Origin of the sequence: Croceimicrobium hydrocarbonivorans (assembly GCF_014524565.1) — a bacterium.
Taxonomy (GTDB): domain Bacteria; phylum Bacteroidota; class Bacteroidia; order Flavobacteriales; family Schleiferiaceae; genus Croceimicrobium; species Croceimicrobium hydrocarbonivorans.
In genome coordinates this window covers 308,356-324,980 of sequence record NZ_CP060139.1, presented here as the reverse complement: position 1 = coordinate 324,980, position 16,625 = coordinate 308,356, and the positions used below count along the sequence as shown (strand labels likewise).

The window sequence follows — 16,625 nt, the reverse complement described above, 5'->3', positions numbered from 1 at the left end:
ATCAAATTTTAACTTAAATACGTTTACTATGTCTAGTTATCCAGAATGTGACAAAGCGCTGGAAAAAGCGCATGAATCAGGCGATCCTTGGAATTACTGTACCGAAGTACATTGTGATGAAACCGTAAATTACGGTCATCAATTCTGTAATTGTACTGGTCAATTTGAACACATTAAAGTGGGAGGGGTTTGCCCCAATGGTGTTGGTTCTTTGATCCCTATTGCTCAGCCGGGTTGTTATTGTTGCTGTAGCTGTTTTGCCTACGACACTCCCATCTCAACCGGCAAGGACACTTATAAAGTTGTTCAAGATTTTGAGGTTAATGATCCGGTTTGGGTAGCCACCGATGCAAGTTTAAAAAACTGGGTTCAAAAACCGGTTAAGTTCAGCTCTGGTACAGGGGCCCATGGTACAAACCGATTAATTCTCTTGCACTATGGCTTTCAAAAAAGAGGAGTTAAGTTAGATGAGAATTCATTTGAATCTCGGTACACAGGTAAAAGTAAATCGAAGACCTATTTCGAGATCCTATCCACCGCCCCTAATAACTACATCGACCAAGAAGGTTATGTAAACTTAGAATTGGTGAGAAATGCAAATGTGGCGGCATTCACCCATCTGTTAAACTGTACGGAATATGTTGCTCAGCAAATCTATGATCTGCTATCCTCAGATTCCAATTACCTTTTAGTAACCGGTATTCAGCCTTTCTTATTGAAAGATGGTAGCCTGAAGCAAGCGCATAAACTGGTACCAGGAAAGGATGAATTGTTAAGAGAAGATGGTACTGCAGTTCCTATCGTTTCCTTGCAAGTGGGTCAATTTGAAAAGGGAGTGCATCATATTGCTACCTCAAACAAACCTGCTAAATCAGTCGCAGAACATCTTATCCTAGCCAATGGCATTGTTGCAGGAGACTACTCTCTTCAACTTAGCTTAGCTAGTGGCATTGGGGTAAAAGATGACCATGCTGATGCGCCAATTTTTGGGAGTAAGGAGTATGAGGCCTTGCATGACCATCTAAGCCATACCCCTTTTAGTGCTTTCGCTAAAGAAGGTGCAGTCATCCAAAATGTGAAGAACTTCATTGCTGGTAATGTAAATAAGGTAACTGCAATACCCAGTCATGCTTATTCTTTCATTACCAATGAACAGGCGACAGAGTTGATGGAAACCGGTCCCATCTATCCTGCAAGCGAGAATGTTTCGGAGCCCTATGTGAAATACCTCTTTAAGCTGTTTTCGGCTTTTTATCCTGGCATTTCATTCTTCTACGATGCTAATAACATGTTCCCCAATGTATATGCATTTCAAGAATATGATACCAAAGTTGTCATTGTAACTGCTGGGTGGACCTCTGTTAAGGGAGTGAATTTCCAACTCATTGCGCTTAGCCTTGCCGATATTGTAAATCAGTTGCTGGGAATAGGGACTGATGAGAAAGGGACTGACCCGGTAGCGCAAGCTGATTACAACACCTTCCCGGTTTTCTTAACCCTGTATTTCTTTGCCCCTGATGCGGTGAAAAACTACAATCTAGCCCTACCACAATTGGAAAAGGTATTTGGCTATATCAAAGAGAATAGAAAGCCTAAGCATGGAGCAAGTTTAGATTGCAGGCTCGATAGCTTTAAAGCCTCAATAAATGGTACGCCATTACCACATTGTGCAGGTGGTCCTCCAGATCCAGCATTAGAGGTAAAAGGTGCTAAGGCGCAAAAGCTTCTGGGTGGAGAAGACTCAGTGATAAGCATTGCCTTCAATCTGGATCTTGATGTGGAATCAGCTCAAGCCCCCGGAAACTATATGTTAGAGCCAAGTGCTGCGATCAGCTCTGCCCGCATGGATCCTGATAATCCGAATATCATTCATTTACAGGCAAAATTAAATCCGGAAACGGATTATACTGTCATTGTAAATAATGTATTGTCTGTTGATAAACAGCCGCTGATTATTGGCAAGAACTCAGCTGAATTTAAAACAGCCTAGTAATAACCCTTAAAAGAATTAGTAATGATAGCTGAATTGACGACCATTACATCCAGTAATTCTTTTCCAGAAATGTGCACCCGTATGGGTGCCTTTCTGGGAATGAATGAACCAGTTCCAGAAAATGCCATGCGTAGGGCTATTAAGGATGATGAATATGCAAACAACCTCATTACTTGCAGAAATTCAGTAGACTTCCTTCAAGTGCTTCTAAATGATCCTTTAAATGAATCGTTTAGTGAATCTATCGAGGAAAATACGCATAGCAATGGCGATCTGGCACTTAAGGCAGTAAAGGCCATGTTTAAATGGGGAAAGGCCGGTTTTTCGGTGGTAGACGATGAAACCCTCGAAAGAAGGGAAAATGCCTGCCTATCCTGTGAACACCTTGTGAAACCTAATAAGAGTTTGCAAAAACTAGTGGTTTCGCAGGCAGTAGATAAAATTGGGAAAAGAGCGGCCGACTGTACTTGCAAGCTCTGTGGTTGTAGCATCAGTAAGAAAATTAAGATTCCAACAGAGTCTTGTCCAGGAGCACACTTAACACAGCCTGGTTATAACCGATGGGGCGAAAAGATGCCTAGATAATTGAATGGTCGATTAATTTATGCTCTAAGGCAAAGAGAACGGCTCCAACCACATTCTTGGCATTAATTTTCGCGAATAAATTGGTTCGATGGTTTTCAACGGTTTTAAGTGAAATGAAGAGCTTATCAGCTATCTCTTGATTGGTCAATTGCTCACAAATTAACATCAGGATATCCATCTCACGATTGGTTAAGCCATGATTGAATAGCTCTTTTTCATCCTTCTGCCTCAGGGTCTTATTGTAAAAAGATTTAAGCGCAATGTCTTCAAAATAAAAGCCTTGCTCGTAAACATTATTGATGGTTCTTACCAATCGATCGATGCTAACATTTTTAGGGATGTAAGCCGCCGCACCTAATTTGAGCATCTTAAAGATTAGGACTTTAGAATAGTGTGAGCTGAGGCCAATTATTTTAACATCCGGAGATTTTTCAGCCAGCATTTTGGTTAATTCAATGCCATTGATTTTGGGCATTTTAATATCCATTAGCAAGACGTCTGGTCGCAAGGGACTTTGTTGCCACTGCTGCAGCAATTCATCCGGGTGTTTATAAACTTGAAACACCTCAAAATTTTTCTCCCGCTCAAGGATTTCTTTTAATCCATTGGAGAACAAAACCTCGTCGTCTATGATTCCAATTTTGATCATCTTTCTTTTTTTGGAAAAGAAATTTTAAAGCCAAGACCTGGATTTTGATCCTGCATCTCCATGCTTGCATTTAAAAATAACAGTCGGCTCTGAATATTTCGCAAACCCAATCCCGACTTCTCATTCAACTTTGCGACTGCCCCCAAGCCATTGTCCTTCAGCTCCAATTGGATTTGCACTTTATCTCCCCAAAGATGGATATCAATAGCAGAGCATTGAGCATGTTTAATAGAATTATTGACAAGTTCCTGAGTAATTCTGTAGAGGTGAATTGAGTCTTCATCATCAATATCCGCATCGCTCAAATTGGTTTTTAGGGAAATAGATAGAGTTGGGCTAGAGCCCATTTCCTTCATTTCTTCCAAAGCAGTTATCACCCCAAAATTTTCAAGCACCACGGGCATTAATTCATGCGACATCCTTCGGGTATCTTCTATGGTGGTTTTTAATAGCTCATGAATCGGATGAAATGAAATTCCGGATTCCTTTCCTAATTCCATCTCCAGTGATCCCATTTTTAGATTGATAATGTTCAATTTAGAAACTATACCATCATGCAATTCTACCGATAACCTGCTTCTTTCTTTTTCTTGTCCTTTAAGGGAATAGGATAGCAATTCACTTTTGTGCTTGATTATCAGTTCTTGACGTTGAAATTTCTCCTCATTAACTTTCATTTGGGATTGCTTCATGATAATGAGAAGAATGACCACCAGGAATAACATGCCCGATAGGAGCATCAAAATGATATTTATGATCTCTTTATCCTCCATAAGTGGCTTTTTGAGCTTCTTTGGCCATCAGGAGTAGGCTTCCGATAAAAATAAGTCCATTAATTATCCATAGTAATTTTTGCGTATCCGCTTCTAGTGTGGAAAGAATATTCCCAAAAGAGAAAAGTACCAGGTTAATGGTGGTAGTAAATAAAAAGGCCAGATTAATGTAAAGGTAATTGCCATCAGAATATAAATGATATCGGTATAATTCCCTGATACTAAGGCTAAGTATGAATAGTTTAAGGGCAAAGAGACCAATTACATTGTATTCGTAAAAGGAATGAAAGTAAAAGCTTCCCAGGCCTAAAATGAACAATACAAGCAAAGATGCTATAAGCAAAGGTCGGTGGTATTTTTTAGGGCAACAGAAATAATAGAATAAGGAGCAGGCCATCCACTCGAAATACACAAATATGTTCAACATAAAGAGGTTATTCTTTCCTAACTCCCATAATGTCTTGCTTATCAAATCATTGATAGATAAGACGATCAGGAAAAAGGCAATAACCCTTAATGCAGATGGCAACTTGTTAAATAAGCGGACGTAATAAACGGTTAAACATAGTAGGAGAAATAGCCCTACGTATGAGATTATCTTATAGGTAAGCACTTGATTTACCGATCACTAGTCTGGAGAGGTGTCGTTGTTTAAGGGACTGTATTGATCGCACATTGCTGGGCATGGAGTGGTAAAATCATAGATATAATTACCGTTATCATAATTGATCATATCATCTCCATTTGAATCAACTCCCACTAAAAGTAAATTGAACTTATTATTGGGATTGTTGGCATTGTAGCCTAAATAAGCTCTTACAGATGCAACTCCATCCTCACTTAATAGTCCTACTAAATCACTTTTCGGAATATTAAAAGCTCTAATATTCAAGGTTTGACCTAAAAATCCTTCTCTCCAGGCTGTTGTTCTATTTACAGCTTCCTCTTCAGTGATTACTCCTTCTGGTAGTTTGGTATTTTCTTTTGTCATGAAACATGGGGGATTATGGCGTTTCTTAAACAGGTTTATTTCCTAAAAGTAAGGAATTCGGGAGAAAATCACTTCTCCCGAAAGTCAATATCTCTGGCTTAAACAGCATTTATTTCCTTATTAATTAGAAGCCATTAATTTACCCGATACTTGAGTTCAAGCTCCGGTATTTCAGCTTTAGGAACTTTAATGGACAGGCCGAAGATCTTTTTAAGGAAAAGAGGGCTAAACCCAATATGTAATTAATGTGATTGAGCTAGGGCTTTAGGTTTAGGGTCTCGGAAGTTCAAATATGAAAGTGTATGAGGTATGGTGGGTATAAAATGCCCCTTAAGGATTGAGACTAGTACCTAGAATATATTGTAGTTTTAGGGGAGCTAAGACCTGAATTGAATCGCAATCGAGACTTCGGCATTTTCGCACACTAGGTATTGCCATAACTGAATATTGGTCAGCATAAAAACAAGTTCTGCTGGATTTGAAAATAGAAATGAATTTTAGGGACAATATTTTAGAGATTGATGGTCAGGAAATAGAAATGGAATTTCCGATTCGAAGGGCAAAAAGAATCAATGACTTAGCCGTCGTCATTTTCGACCTTACTGATAAAGTACCGAGATCCAGTCAATATCAGAACTGTAGAGCATTTGATTTAAAAGCTAATCACGTATGGACGGCTGAGCATCCTACGAATGGAAATACTGATTATTACATTGACTTCATGGAGAAAAACAAGCTTTGGAACTTTGCTGGTTTCGTTTGTGAAATTGACTTTAGGAATGGGAAATTGATCGATGCTCAATTCACAAAATGAAACGACTAACAATTCTATTAGCTATTATCCTTCAGACTCTTTCTGCCTTTCAAGTAAAAGCAGATAGTTGGAAAGATCCCGAATGGAAAGAAATGATTGACAACTCAGATGTGATCGCTTTGGTGGAATACATTTCTGAAGGAGATTTTAGAGCGAAAGCCAGACCTCTCAGCATTTATAAGGGAAAGCTGAGCACAGATGAAATTTGGATTTCAGGATTCAGCAACAGATATGGACCTATAGACAAAATGAGTCCAGGGGACAAGTACATCGTTTTTCTCAATTTCTACGAAGCAACTGAGAGAGCTCTTGAGTATTGGCAGGAACAAATTATTGAAGATCCCAATTTGACGGAATACTATGAAGCTCTCAGAACAGGAAAGGCTTTTTATGTTTGGACAGCAACTTCTGGTGACCTCAGAGTTAAAGGAGAAACCGTACAATACGACTTATTGCAAACATCATATTACGACAATCAAAAATATTATTCGTTTGCTGAGTTTGAAGCATTTCTGAAATCTACTAGACAAACTGAGAATTCAAATTTTCATGAAGAGATACTAAATAAGCTAAGAAGCAAGGCAAGCGAGGAGATTTCAGCTCAATACTTAATGATGTTGCATTTGACTTCGTTTAAGTCTTACGACCCCGTTTTTCAAAGGATTGCTAACGAAGAACAGTCAAAACCATGCTATGCTTTAGCTCAAATTCTTGGTCAAGTTAAATCCGAAAAATCAAGAGATATTCTGTTACAGCTGCTGGATAATGAGAATAGCCTTGTTCAAGGAGAAGTAGTAAGACAGCTTTCAAATGAAGACCCGGAATTTATTGGTCCAATTCTTCTTGCCCATTTAGACTCAGCAGGTTTAGGTGGTGTTTATCCTTCCAATCTCATGGATCCAGTTAGGAACAGAATTGATGGTGCTAAGATTGAAATAATCAGAACCCTTGGTGAAATAAAATATAAACCTGCTGCTGAATCGCTTTTGCCTTTGCTCGATACAGAAGAAGACTATCTATTCGAATTGCTAATAGATGTACTTATTCAGTTAGATAACAAGGACTTTATACCCTATATCAATAAGCACTTGAAAAAGCGAACCAAGTCCTTGATTATAGAAATCTGCGGAATTATTACGAACAATGACCTAGAGGAATGTAAACCCGCCTTAATGGAGTTCATTTCAAATCATAATCGGAACGATGATCCAAGTTATGAGTATGCCATTTCCACTTATATGGGACTGGCTCACTTTGATGACCAAGAAACAAGAGACTTCCTATTAAAAGATTTCGAAAATCTGCTTAACAATAATGATACAATTGATAGCCACAAACGCATGGTTTGGATAAGAGCGTATATTGAAACATTCAAGAACTTAAAGAGTGAAGAAGCAAGACCTCTTATCTACAGGTCACTTTTTAACTGGTTCGGATATAACTATGACTTTGCTCTTCACCCTGAATTATTTGCCATTAAAAAAAGCCTAGAAGACTCCATAAATCAAAAGGCTCTAAATATCCTTGAAGGTCATGGAGTTGCTGAAATACAAAGCCTAGTTTTCATTAACAACACTTCAGACTATGGTGAAAGCTTTAATCCTTCTTTTGATCAAATAATTTTGATAAAACTTGAGCCCTCAAAAATGAATTTATACGGCTATAACGAAATTTGGAACAAACTAAAAAAGGTGAAAGAAATTCTTAGTGAAGAGTTGAACATTCCAATTGAGCACATTGGTTCAAGAAGTGGGGCTTATGTTTCTAACCTTGATGCTAGGCTTAATGTAGACATTGATTGGTCTCCAATGCAGAAGTTCTACGAATACGCAATTGAATTAGCATCTAAGACAGACCTTTTATTCCTTAAGACACTTGCTCAGAGTGGTTTTGCTAAAGATGATTTTGATAAAAGGCAATTGAATAAGACCATCACCAAAATAGAGGGAAAACTGGAAAAGGATGGATGAGATTAGTATGTTTTACAGTTTAAATCCAGGTTCATCTTGGGGCTTAATTAAGGGCACTTGTGAAAACCAAAATGCTAGTTGGATTTTGATAGCTGATACTTTAGCAATCAGGATTGATCATAATGACATTTTAGTAGGTTTCAGAAAGTCTTCTGTCCCTATTGAAATGAAAAAAAAACAAAAAGATAAAGGGTCCCAAAAACTATAAACAATTCCCTTAGGGACACTATACAGAGCCTAAGTGTTGTAGGGCCTGGAATTAGAAAATAAAGACGGAAACAAAATAACCTAACTAGAAAATGAGAAGAACCCTATTTTTAAACCTATTTGTAATTGCATTACTTTTTACCAGCTGCGAAGGATCTGAGGTATATCGCGGAAAATGGAAAGCTTTAAATGCGGAAGGTCTTAAATCGGAAATCGAATTTACTGCGGATAAAATGACAATCCATAATGAAGATGGAGATTTGGGATCTTGGGAATATTCCCAGAACTCGGTTCATTTGGAAAATGGCAAAAAAGAATACGGCATTCAGTTGGATAACGGCCTGGCGTATAGAATACTATTCCCGATAAGCGATAATCAAGAACGTGGGGTAGTAACTGACCAAAATGGACAGATTATTTTCATAATTGGGAGATCCAAGTATTATTCCTACGAAGAAGTATTCGGTTTAAATTAAAAAAGCCAACAACAACCCAAAGCTAGGTCAATAGCTATGCGACAGTCTCTGAAACAGAAGATAAGGGTGCTCCGGGTTTCGGGGAAGTCGAACAAATTTTAGTCAAAGCGATCTATTGAAATGAGGAGATTCATACTAATAGGCATAATACTGCTGGGAGCATTAAAGTCCTTTGCTCAGGTTACAAATTCGATTGATGATTTTTTTCAGCTCAAGCAGGGAGACACTTTATTTATTGATGTGTATCAAGAATGCAGCCGGGCACTGGGGCATGGCTATAGATGTCTGATTTTCAAAGAGGATGAATCATCGGACACCTTTAGGTTTATTTATTTAAAAGACTTCGGAGCTAGCTATTATGTAGATGGCAAGGAATTATCGCCAAAGGAAAAGCTGGCCCACTTTCTTAGCTACGACTCGGATAGGGTGAGGGAAGGAACAATTTCCCTAGGAAAGCTGAGCGCTATAAAAATGCAACTAAAGGAAATCATTGAGACTAATAATGAAGGAGGTGGCTTTAGTTACCATTGTGCTAATTTCCTGGAACTAAGACTTGATACTAAGTCCTTCAAAAAGGAATTCAAATATGCTATTGAAGACTTAGAATTTTAAACTGAATTCAAAGGATTGCTTATTGACATCCAAAACTTTGAGCTTGCAGCCTTGAGTTTTTGTTCCGCATCGGGGCAAGCCAAGATGAAGCTTGAAAAAATCCTCGGCATAATAAGTCTTAAAAGCCAATAGTGCTTTGGTTTTCAAGGTGGAAATCACGAACTTCAAGCCTGATTAATCGCAATAATTCTGATCTATGGCTTCCTTAGTTTCCTCTGCCCATAGCCAGGGCCTCAGCTCTATTTAAAACCAATATGAGATTTACCTTCGGCATATTGATCTTAGTTCTCACAGGCTGCTCTTTACAAAGACAGCATAACTATCCGATGCCTTATCTCAACTCGATTGAAGAAAGTAAAAGATTTACAGATTCTTTACGATCCAGCGGAATAGACCAGATTATTGTCTATCATAAAAAACATGGAATGTCTCCTCGAGATTACTTCATTTTTTGGTTTGACACCGATCTGCACTTAAGGCAAATTAACGCTACCGGGATTTTCAAGTTAAATTCCTGGGAGATGATTGGCTTTTATCGGGGCGATGGGCTATTCAATTTCTTTAAGGATAATCAAATACGAATGAGCCAAGATTCCATACCTGAAGATACTTGGAGTCATTATCCATATTCTGATATAGAGGTGATCTTGCAAGATTCAGTGACGAGCCTGCATTTACCTAATGGGATTCAGAGCTCCGAAAACTCTGGTCCCTACCAATTTGCCAGACTAATCGAAAGCACCCTTTTTAATATTGAAAGGAAAACAATTTGGGTGCCGGCCGAAAAGAAAATGAAGTATTACCCTAAAAATTACGACCCAAACAAACTGAAATGGCAAGAATGGAGGCTAGAAAAAATAAGCAAGGGAGAAATTTGGGACGATTAGTAGCATTAATAGAAATTAAATCAGCACAATTGAAGTGCCACTATCCAATTAAGGTAAATAGAAAATGAAATCCTTACTTGACCAATTTGGTTCTGCAAAAAACCGAAAGTCTATTCCAGAATTATGGTGTGGACTATGGATTGACAAAAATGGAAAGCAAGTCATAATAGAACCTACGAAACATAATTTCTATGCAGTCACCGTATTGGACTCTCAGGGTGAAGCTTATAAAATCAATTTGCTTGCTGGTAACACAAAAGACACGATAGGACTTTTGGGGCGTTTCGCGACTGACAGCAATGGAATTCCATTTTTACAAGTGGAAGCCGGACGAATGGATCTTGGGCCCACTTACAATTTGTACTTCTTAAATGCTGAAAACAATCAAAAACTACAACTTGCCAATAACTCTGATGATCTGAACAATATCATTATGAGACCCTACGTCGAATCGGGACTATATGATGACTGGGAAGATGATTTAGGAGTGCCATGGGCCTTTCCGCTAGCAGATTTTAAAAGAGAGATGCATTAAACATGATTGGAAATATGAACTGTCTTAGGGTAGGTGATACTTTTTGTAAATGCAGTTTGATTGCTTAAAGTGGGGGTATTATTGCTAAATGAAGGTCGGACTTCTGGATCAAGATTCATTATTCATCCACACTATGCCGAGCTTAAAGCGAAGGACACTGATTTGAAAAATAAATGAAGAGATTCCTATCATACGAAGGATTACCTATTAAGTCAGGTGGGGCTCATAGCGTGAGTAGGGAATCTCCAAAAGTTAATTACGAGAAGACATTGGGTTTCTTGAATTTATTCGCTGATAATATCAAGGCGGAGTCAGTTGAATTGACTTTGTATAAATCAAAAAATAAGGAATACTCAGTCTTGAACTTACTGACTGAATTGACTATTAAATTCGGAATACCAAAAACAAAGAATGATGGTTGGCTAAAATCATGGACTTGGAGTCTGAAGGATGAAAACATTCAAAAGGGATTTGAAATGCTTGAACTAAATAAGGACTTGCCAAAGAACCCTGTTGGACCGATCACTCTGAATTTTTGCTGGAACTTCCTTTTTAAAGACCCAAAAACTAATCAAGTACTCCCCAATCAGGAACTGATTCCGGTATTGGATTTTAGAGTGAAAAACTCCCGAATCTATTTGAGACTATCTCAAGAATCAACCATATCAGTCTGGTTTGCATTTCCTTTTGCAAGGATTGATAAATATGAATCGGCATTTATAGGCGAATTAAAGTCAAAGTTACCCTTTAAGGCATCTGATAAACATTGGCGGATGTGGGAGAAATCGAGCAATGGAAATTGGATTCCAAGAAAAATAGAAATTTAGGATGCCTTCTAATTTTGTTTAAGCTTTATGTGAACGGACATCAGCGAAGCTAAAGCGATATTATCATAGCTATCCCCTTGAACCTTACTCAAACATTTAAGACATGAAAAGAATACTATTACTCATCTTGGTAGCTTTTGGACTAGGCTCTTGTAATGACCCAAAGGGCAGCGGAAAAGAAACTGAAATGGAGCCGATTCGAAATGAGCAGAATGAGCAATCCGTATTAAGTTGGTCAAAAATCAAAGACAAATTCCCAAGCCAGGATATTCTGCAATATGATTTTAAGTCGGACGGAAAGCCCATCAATGATTTGACTAAAGCCGTCAAATTGGACTCCTTAACTTTCAATGAGCTGGTGACTAAAGTTAAACACTATGCTGAATGGAAAGAGTACTTGGAGATTTTCTACTTCTCGAAAATCAAAATTGAAAATCAGGAATTGGGGGTATTCCTGCTTAAAAGGGAGTTTGATGGTACAGAGTATTCCTTTGACTTAATCCAATTGGATTCAAATGGAGATATTAAGAAAGTAGTACGCATGGCTAATTCCTGGTCGGCTGCGGAATGTATGGGCTATACCCGGGCAACCCTTGACTTAAAGTTAAATCAAATACAGCAAGAGGTTATACAAAAATGCTATGATGAGGAAGCTGAATCCTTTAATACCGTAGACAGCATTTTGAGTATTAGCTCTTTGGGAAATTTAGATTTTAAAATTTTGAGGCTTGATACGGTAGCGATCTAAAAATGGCCCCTAATAATCTGAGGACTTATAGCGGATGAAGGGCTATGGGTCAGCCAATAGGCTTATCGCGCTGCTGCCTTTTTTGGGGATCATAGATATAAGGTACAAGCTAGCTGCAGACCATTAAGCTCTATTTAAAAATGAAACTACTTCTAGTACTACTATCATTATTTTCCCTCTTTAGCTCCTTCGGGCAATCAAGAGAGCTGACCCTTGAAATTCAAAATATTGAAATCCAAAATCTGGAGTCAATCGACTCTATTAAGATTGAACTCACAAATCAGGGATTTTTTAGGATGGGGGAAGAATTGAGACTTCCTGTTAAGAAGGTCAATGGTAAAAGTTCAGTGCTTCAAAGACTCAATATTCAATCTGATTCGACCAGCCTTAAGATTTACTTTAACATTCATGATTTTATCGAAATTGACGATCTGGACAATTTGGAAACGGACACTTTGAGAATTTCAAATTTCACGCTTTACCCTTACTGTGAGCAGAAAGGAACTTGGAACACAATGACCATTTTCGAAAATGATGCGGAAGGAGAGACTGACTTTTTAAATTATGAGACAGAAAGTAGTTGCGTATTTGACTTGAGTGAGACTGACTGTGCAGTTCCAGATTCCATGATCTTGACCATTAATGAAAGAGAATATATCAGTGAGCTTAGAAAACACAGAAATCCGGGATTAGTCAGAATGGGACACGGGGACAAAAGGAAGCTTTGGATAGGAGAGAAAAGGTATTTTCACTTTGAAACCGTAGAGCTATTCCTTAATAGAAGAGCGAATATCAAACTGAAAAAAAGGGAGCCTGGCAAAGAATAAATCGTAGTCAGCTGTTATAAATAACTGATTTGGTCCTTTAAAAATGATAACCTGGATTAATAATTCTTCATGTTTGCTTAGCCGGTTCTGATACTTGGCTGTCAACCCTAAGAGGAGTCTATTAATCTCATACGCAAGCCGCTAATAATGGAACACTCAATTTTTTATCACGAAGATGATTACAGGCAAGTAGAGCTTCTGCCATCCGAGAATTTTAATGACTTAATTAAGCAGGCTGAAAACCTTCAAGACTTCGCTGAACAACATTTCGATGCTATGGGATATACAGAACTGATGGTAAGAGAAGATAAGGGACTCAAGCTTAGTCAAAGGGGAATTGGCACTAAGGAACTTGATTCCTGTCTATGCGAATTGGGCCTTGAGAAATATACTGAAGTAAGCACCGGAATTCGGCCCGGAGAAATGGAAAGCAAAAACACCATGGCTTACGGTCAGAATTACAAGGCGATATTCTTTGATTATGAGGTGGATACAGTGCAGGATATTTGGATTGCGGGAACTCCGGATGTCGATAAGACCTTGTATGCGGAAGTTTTGCATAAGCTGGGGATGAAGTGGAATCTACTCTTAATGGATTGGAATTCCCTTGAACTCATAGATTTGAGAAATAAAGCACAGATTGAGAAGTATTTGAATTAATGCTAGCCAAGGCAATGCCCATATTGCAGTGATCCAAAGCTGGGCTAGCCTAAGAGATTTGGGGCCTTGGCAGAAAATCTGAAATGGAATAAAAGACAATAACAATGGGACTATTAAACCTTTTTAAAAGGAGCCATAAATCAAGCGATGCTCAAGCTGATAATGGAATGTTAGGGCCAACTTATCTGCAGGGATTTACGGATACTATTCAAAATCCTAAGGACCTGCAATCTCACGAATGGCGAAGACAATTAAAGACCGCTGCAGGGCAAAGCAAATTTAAAATCAAGTATTACGGTCAGCTGCATGAGAGCTACCAAACCTTAATTGTTGGGACTGACTTTGCCCCTTCATTAGTTTTTGCGGTTGATCCTTCCAACGGAGCGGAAATTTTGCTGTTTGATGCTTGCAAACACGGCTATAATGCTTTGTTCTCTGAGACATTTACAGAGGAGCAAATTAAGAATAGGCCGGTATCACAGGCTTATATCGACCAAGACGGAAATGACACTTTTGAAATTGTAATCTCAACCTATAATGGAATAGACTACGAAAAAGACTTTGCGGAGCATGTTGATGAAAATGGCTTAATAGAGCTAATCGACGGAACAAAACTTGAGTTTGAAGAAGCAAAGCGTAATGGTTTCGATACTATCCAAATTTGGGCGAGCAATGAAAAGGGAAATACTATTGAGCTTCTATCGGAAGAACTTGCTTGACTAAAGCGATGATCTGATTTTTGGTCGGAATAAATATGACTTGACTCTTCAAAGAGTAAGCATAGGTTGATCAAAAAAAGGAAAAGACAATATGGGGTCTGCGTAGCCTAGGGGATACGGAGCAACTAGAAAACCTTAACGAAAATTAAAATGACAGATCGAACTTTAGCGATATTGCTTTTATTCTATTTGACTGTAAAGCCTGCGGTCGGACAGGATATCTCTGTGGCAGGAAGTAACCACCCGATTTATAAGCTTGAATCGCGATTAATGAGTGGAGATAAATCTGCATTATTTGAAATAGCACCCTATTTTGACAGTCAAAAAAAGCTAATTGAGTTTTTGGGCTACCATAAAATTGAAACTGTTGAATCAAAAATTGCAAAAAGAATAGTTAGAGAAAACACTTTATTCACGAAAGCAGAATTTGTCATTACCGATACATCAACGACTGAGCAGTTCAGTACATTTCTTAATTTCAATAAGGATAATATCGTCTTTTCGAAATTTGCTACTTCATTTCTTATTACGCCACTTAATAAGCGTTCGGTAACCTTTGAATTGCGTGAAGTTTCGAATTATAAAAAGCAAGAGCTTCAAGAAATTGAGGGAAAATTATTAAGTCTTAAATGGGTAAAGGAAAATAAAATTGATTCTTTGATTGAGCAACAAAATTCGATTTCATTGTTATTGATAGCTTCGGAGCTTTATAAATTTAGGAGCAGGTTCAGTCGCTATTACTTTTATGAAGAAGAGTTTACGAATCTTCTGCAATATTTGACTGGAACCGAAATAGGTGTGGAGGATGAACAGAAGAAAATATCTTGGCATCTTGATAAAGATTATGACCCAATATCCAAATTAAATCTACTCATTTATTTTTCTAAATACTACTCTGATTATAATTGGGATGTCAATAAGTCCGTATTCTTAAAACCAAATTATCAAGTCAAACCCTTAAGAAAAGAAGATCTACTTTTTCAACTTTTAAGTAGTGAAAGTGATTCGATTGCATTGGATGCATTTATTCAATTGACTATTTGCAACCCGACCAATGTCACTCAGCTTGCCGAGGAATATCAAAGGGCGGGTATTGAAGAAAATTATTCGATTCCATCATTTCCTTACAGATTTTTAAAGCAACTGGTATTGCTTACAGAATATTGCAATGCTAATGACATCGACTTTGTTGGAACTGAGAAACTACGAAATAGTGTTTCCTTACTTCAATCACAATTGTCATTTACCGAGAGAAGGAAATTAGAAGATGAAATTATTAACTCCCTAACACTTGACGATATTACCGCTTTTGAGTATTGGGCAATTATTCATCAGAAATCATGGGGACTAACATACTCAGCAGGAAGAATACTTGATATTTTCTATTCTAAAAACTGGAGTATACTATTGGCTAAGCATAATTATTTATCGTGCCATTTGAAAAAGGCAGCATTATTTGATGAATTAGGGATTATTGGAGTTTGTAATAATTATTTGAATAAGTTCTCAGCTTCATCAGAATCTGATTTGATACATCTAAAAACCATGCAGACTGTCGATAAGGATGTTGAATCACAAATAGTAAAGGTTTTAATACAGATAAATAATTCAGATTTAAATAAAGGTCACGGGGTAGTTTCTTGGGATGGAAATAGAGACTATGAAGTAAAAAATCTAGAAAAGCAATTGGATGATCTGATGACTAATGTTAAGGATTCTTCAGAAACAGATGATAAGATTTCAGAAATACTATCCCAAATCAATTATAATCAGATCTCAATAGCATTAGAAGCAATTGAAGACTATCCCTTTGATACTAAATGGGAAAAGTACTCTTTCATGGAAAGAGATTGGGGTTTTTTTATGGCAGGTGACTTTAAGCTAAAAGAAACACGAGAGGAATTTCTAGAGTTATTTTATCAGTACTCAGAGTATGAGCTATACGCTTATTATCTCAACATAGCGGAAATCGACTACCAAACTGATGCAGAATTAGATTATGATAAAATCTATGAGCTGCTCAAATATGATGTTATTGTAGCTTTTGTTGGTGGTGGCGGTGGAACACAAGACAACGAAGTTTATTCGCTGGTAAAACTGCTTGAATTAACATTTAATACGACTTTGGGGTTTCCAAAAAAACTTTGCAATTCCAACAACATGTTTGGCTGCGATTCGGATGAAAGAGCTAAAGCATGGATGAGCTATCTGTCAGAAAAGAAACTACTTAAACAGAAACATGATGAACCAGTTTCTTTTCATTTTAATTAAAAGAATGCGGCTGCCAACAAAATCTATGTTTTGGCTTTTGTTCTGAAATAAGAGTAAATGACTAGCATTAACTTCACCTAA

At 37.7% G+C, this 16,625-nt stretch carries 19 protein-coding genes; 15 read left to right on the top strand and 4 right to left on the bottom strand.

Annotation, left to right across the window (positions count from 1 at the left end; genetic code table 11):
• Positions 1–28 precede the first annotated feature (28 nt).
• Together H4K34_RS01555 and H4K34_RS01550 are read left to right on the top strand one after the other, a co-directional pair.
• Positions 29–1,990, top strand: a complete 1,962-nt coding sequence (locus H4K34_RS01555) for a hypothetical protein (protein ID WP_210759080.1) — start codon at positions 29–31, stop codon at positions 1,988–1,990.
• Between the two features lie 24 nt (positions 1,991–2,014).
• A complete protein-coding gene (locus tag H4K34_RS01550) occupies positions 2,015–2,578 on the top strand; it encodes a hypothetical protein (protein WP_210759079.1) in 564 nt (187 codons plus the stop codon).
• Here the strand turns inward: H4K34_RS01550 and H4K34_RS01545 are convergent.
• The 4 genes from H4K34_RS01545 to H4K34_RS01530 all read right to left on the bottom strand — a co-directional run bounded on the left by H4K34_RS01545 (position 2,571) and on the right by H4K34_RS01530 (position 4,991).
• A complete protein-coding gene (locus H4K34_RS01545; protein ID WP_210759078.1) occupies positions 2,571–3,227 on the bottom strand; it encodes a response regulator transcription factor in 657 nt (218 codons plus the stop codon). The two genes, H4K34_RS01550 and H4K34_RS01545, sit on opposite strands and share 8 nt — an antisense overlap.
• Positions 3,224–4,000: a sensor histidine kinase gene (locus H4K34_RS01540; protein WP_210759077.1), complete on the bottom strand. Its 777-nt coding sequence runs from the start codon at positions 3,998–4,000 to the stop codon at positions 3,224–3,226. The genes H4K34_RS01545 and H4K34_RS01540 overlap by 4 nt, the downstream gene beginning before the upstream one ends.
• Entirely contained in the window at positions 3,990–4,427 is a 438-nt protein-coding gene (locus H4K34_RS01535; protein WP_210759076.1) for a hypothetical protein, read from the bottom strand. The genes H4K34_RS01540 and H4K34_RS01535 overlap by 11 nt, the downstream gene beginning before the upstream one ends.
• Positions 4,428–4,628: 201 nt before the next feature.
• Positions 4,629–4,991, bottom strand: coding sequence for a hypothetical protein (locus H4K34_RS01530; RefSeq protein ID WP_210759075.1), 363 nt, complete (start codon positions 4,989–4,991; stop codon positions 4,629–4,631).
• A 490-nt stretch (positions 4,992–5,481) separates the two neighbouring features.
• On the opposite strand from H4K34_RS01530, the gene H4K34_RS01525 reads away from it, so the two are divergent.
• The 13 genes from H4K34_RS01525 (at position 5,482) to H4K34_RS01465 (ending at position 16,544) form a co-directional block, all read left to right on the top strand.
• On the top strand, positions 5,482–5,805 hold the full coding sequence (locus tag H4K34_RS01525) for a hypothetical protein (protein ID WP_210759074.1): 324 nt from the start codon (positions 5,482–5,484) through the stop codon (positions 5,803–5,805).
• Entirely contained in the window at positions 5,802–7,775 is a 1,974-nt protein-coding gene (locus tag H4K34_RS01520) for a HEAT repeat domain-containing protein (protein ID WP_210759073.1), read from the top strand. Before H4K34_RS01525 ends, H4K34_RS01520 begins: the two co-directional genes overlap by 4 nt.
• Complete coding sequence (locus tag H4K34_RS01515; RefSeq protein ID WP_210759072.1) at positions 7,768–7,983, top strand: hypothetical protein; 216 nt, start codon at positions 7,768–7,770, stop codon at positions 7,981–7,983. Before H4K34_RS01520 ends, H4K34_RS01515 begins: the two co-directional genes overlap by 8 nt.
• Positions 7,984–8,074: 91 nt before the next feature.
• Complete coding sequence (locus H4K34_RS01510) at positions 8,075–8,458, top strand: hypothetical protein (RefSeq protein WP_210759071.1); 384 nt, start codon at positions 8,075–8,077, stop codon at positions 8,456–8,458.
• 120 nt (positions 8,459–8,578) lie between these two features.
• Positions 8,579–9,070: a hypothetical protein gene (locus tag H4K34_RS01505; RefSeq protein WP_210759070.1), complete on the top strand. Its 492-nt coding sequence runs from the start codon at positions 8,579–8,581 to the stop codon at positions 9,068–9,070.
• A 254-nt stretch (positions 9,071–9,324) separates the two neighbouring features.
• Entirely contained in the window at positions 9,325–9,957 is a 633-nt protein-coding gene (locus tag H4K34_RS01500) for a hypothetical protein (protein ID WP_210759069.1), read from the top strand.
• Positions 9,958–10,021: 64 nt separating this feature from the next.
• Positions 10,022–10,492, top strand: coding sequence for a hypothetical protein (locus H4K34_RS01495; protein WP_210759068.1), 471 nt, complete (start codon positions 10,022–10,024; stop codon positions 10,490–10,492).
• A 173-nt stretch (positions 10,493–10,665) separates the two neighbouring features.
• Positions 10,666–11,319, top strand: coding sequence for a hypothetical protein (locus H4K34_RS01490; RefSeq protein ID WP_210759067.1), 654 nt, complete (start codon positions 10,666–10,668; stop codon positions 11,317–11,319).
• A gap of 103 nt (positions 11,320–11,422) precedes the next feature.
• Positions 11,423–12,067, top strand: a complete 645-nt coding sequence (locus tag H4K34_RS01485; protein ID WP_210759066.1) for a hypothetical protein — start codon at positions 11,423–11,425, stop codon at positions 12,065–12,067.
• A gap of 140 nt (positions 12,068–12,207) precedes the next feature.
• Positions 12,208–12,894, top strand: a complete 687-nt coding sequence (locus H4K34_RS01480; RefSeq protein ID WP_210759065.1) for a hypothetical protein — start codon at positions 12,208–12,210, stop codon at positions 12,892–12,894.
• A 147-nt stretch (positions 12,895–13,041) separates the two neighbouring features.
• On the top strand, positions 13,042–13,554 hold the full coding sequence (locus H4K34_RS01475) for a hypothetical protein (protein ID WP_210759064.1): 513 nt from the start codon (positions 13,042–13,044) through the stop codon (positions 13,552–13,554).
• Between the two features lie 104 nt (positions 13,555–13,658).
• A complete protein-coding gene (locus tag H4K34_RS01470) occupies positions 13,659–14,273 on the top strand; it encodes a hypothetical protein (RefSeq protein ID WP_210759063.1) in 615 nt (204 codons plus the stop codon).
• 150 nt (positions 14,274–14,423) lie between these two features.
• The gene (locus H4K34_RS01465; RefSeq protein WP_210759062.1) at positions 14,424–16,544 is read left to right on the top strand and encodes a hypothetical protein; all 2,121 of its coding nucleotides are present in this window, start codon (positions 14,424–14,426) and stop codon (positions 16,542–16,544) included.
• Positions 16,545–16,625 lie beyond the last annotated feature (81 nt).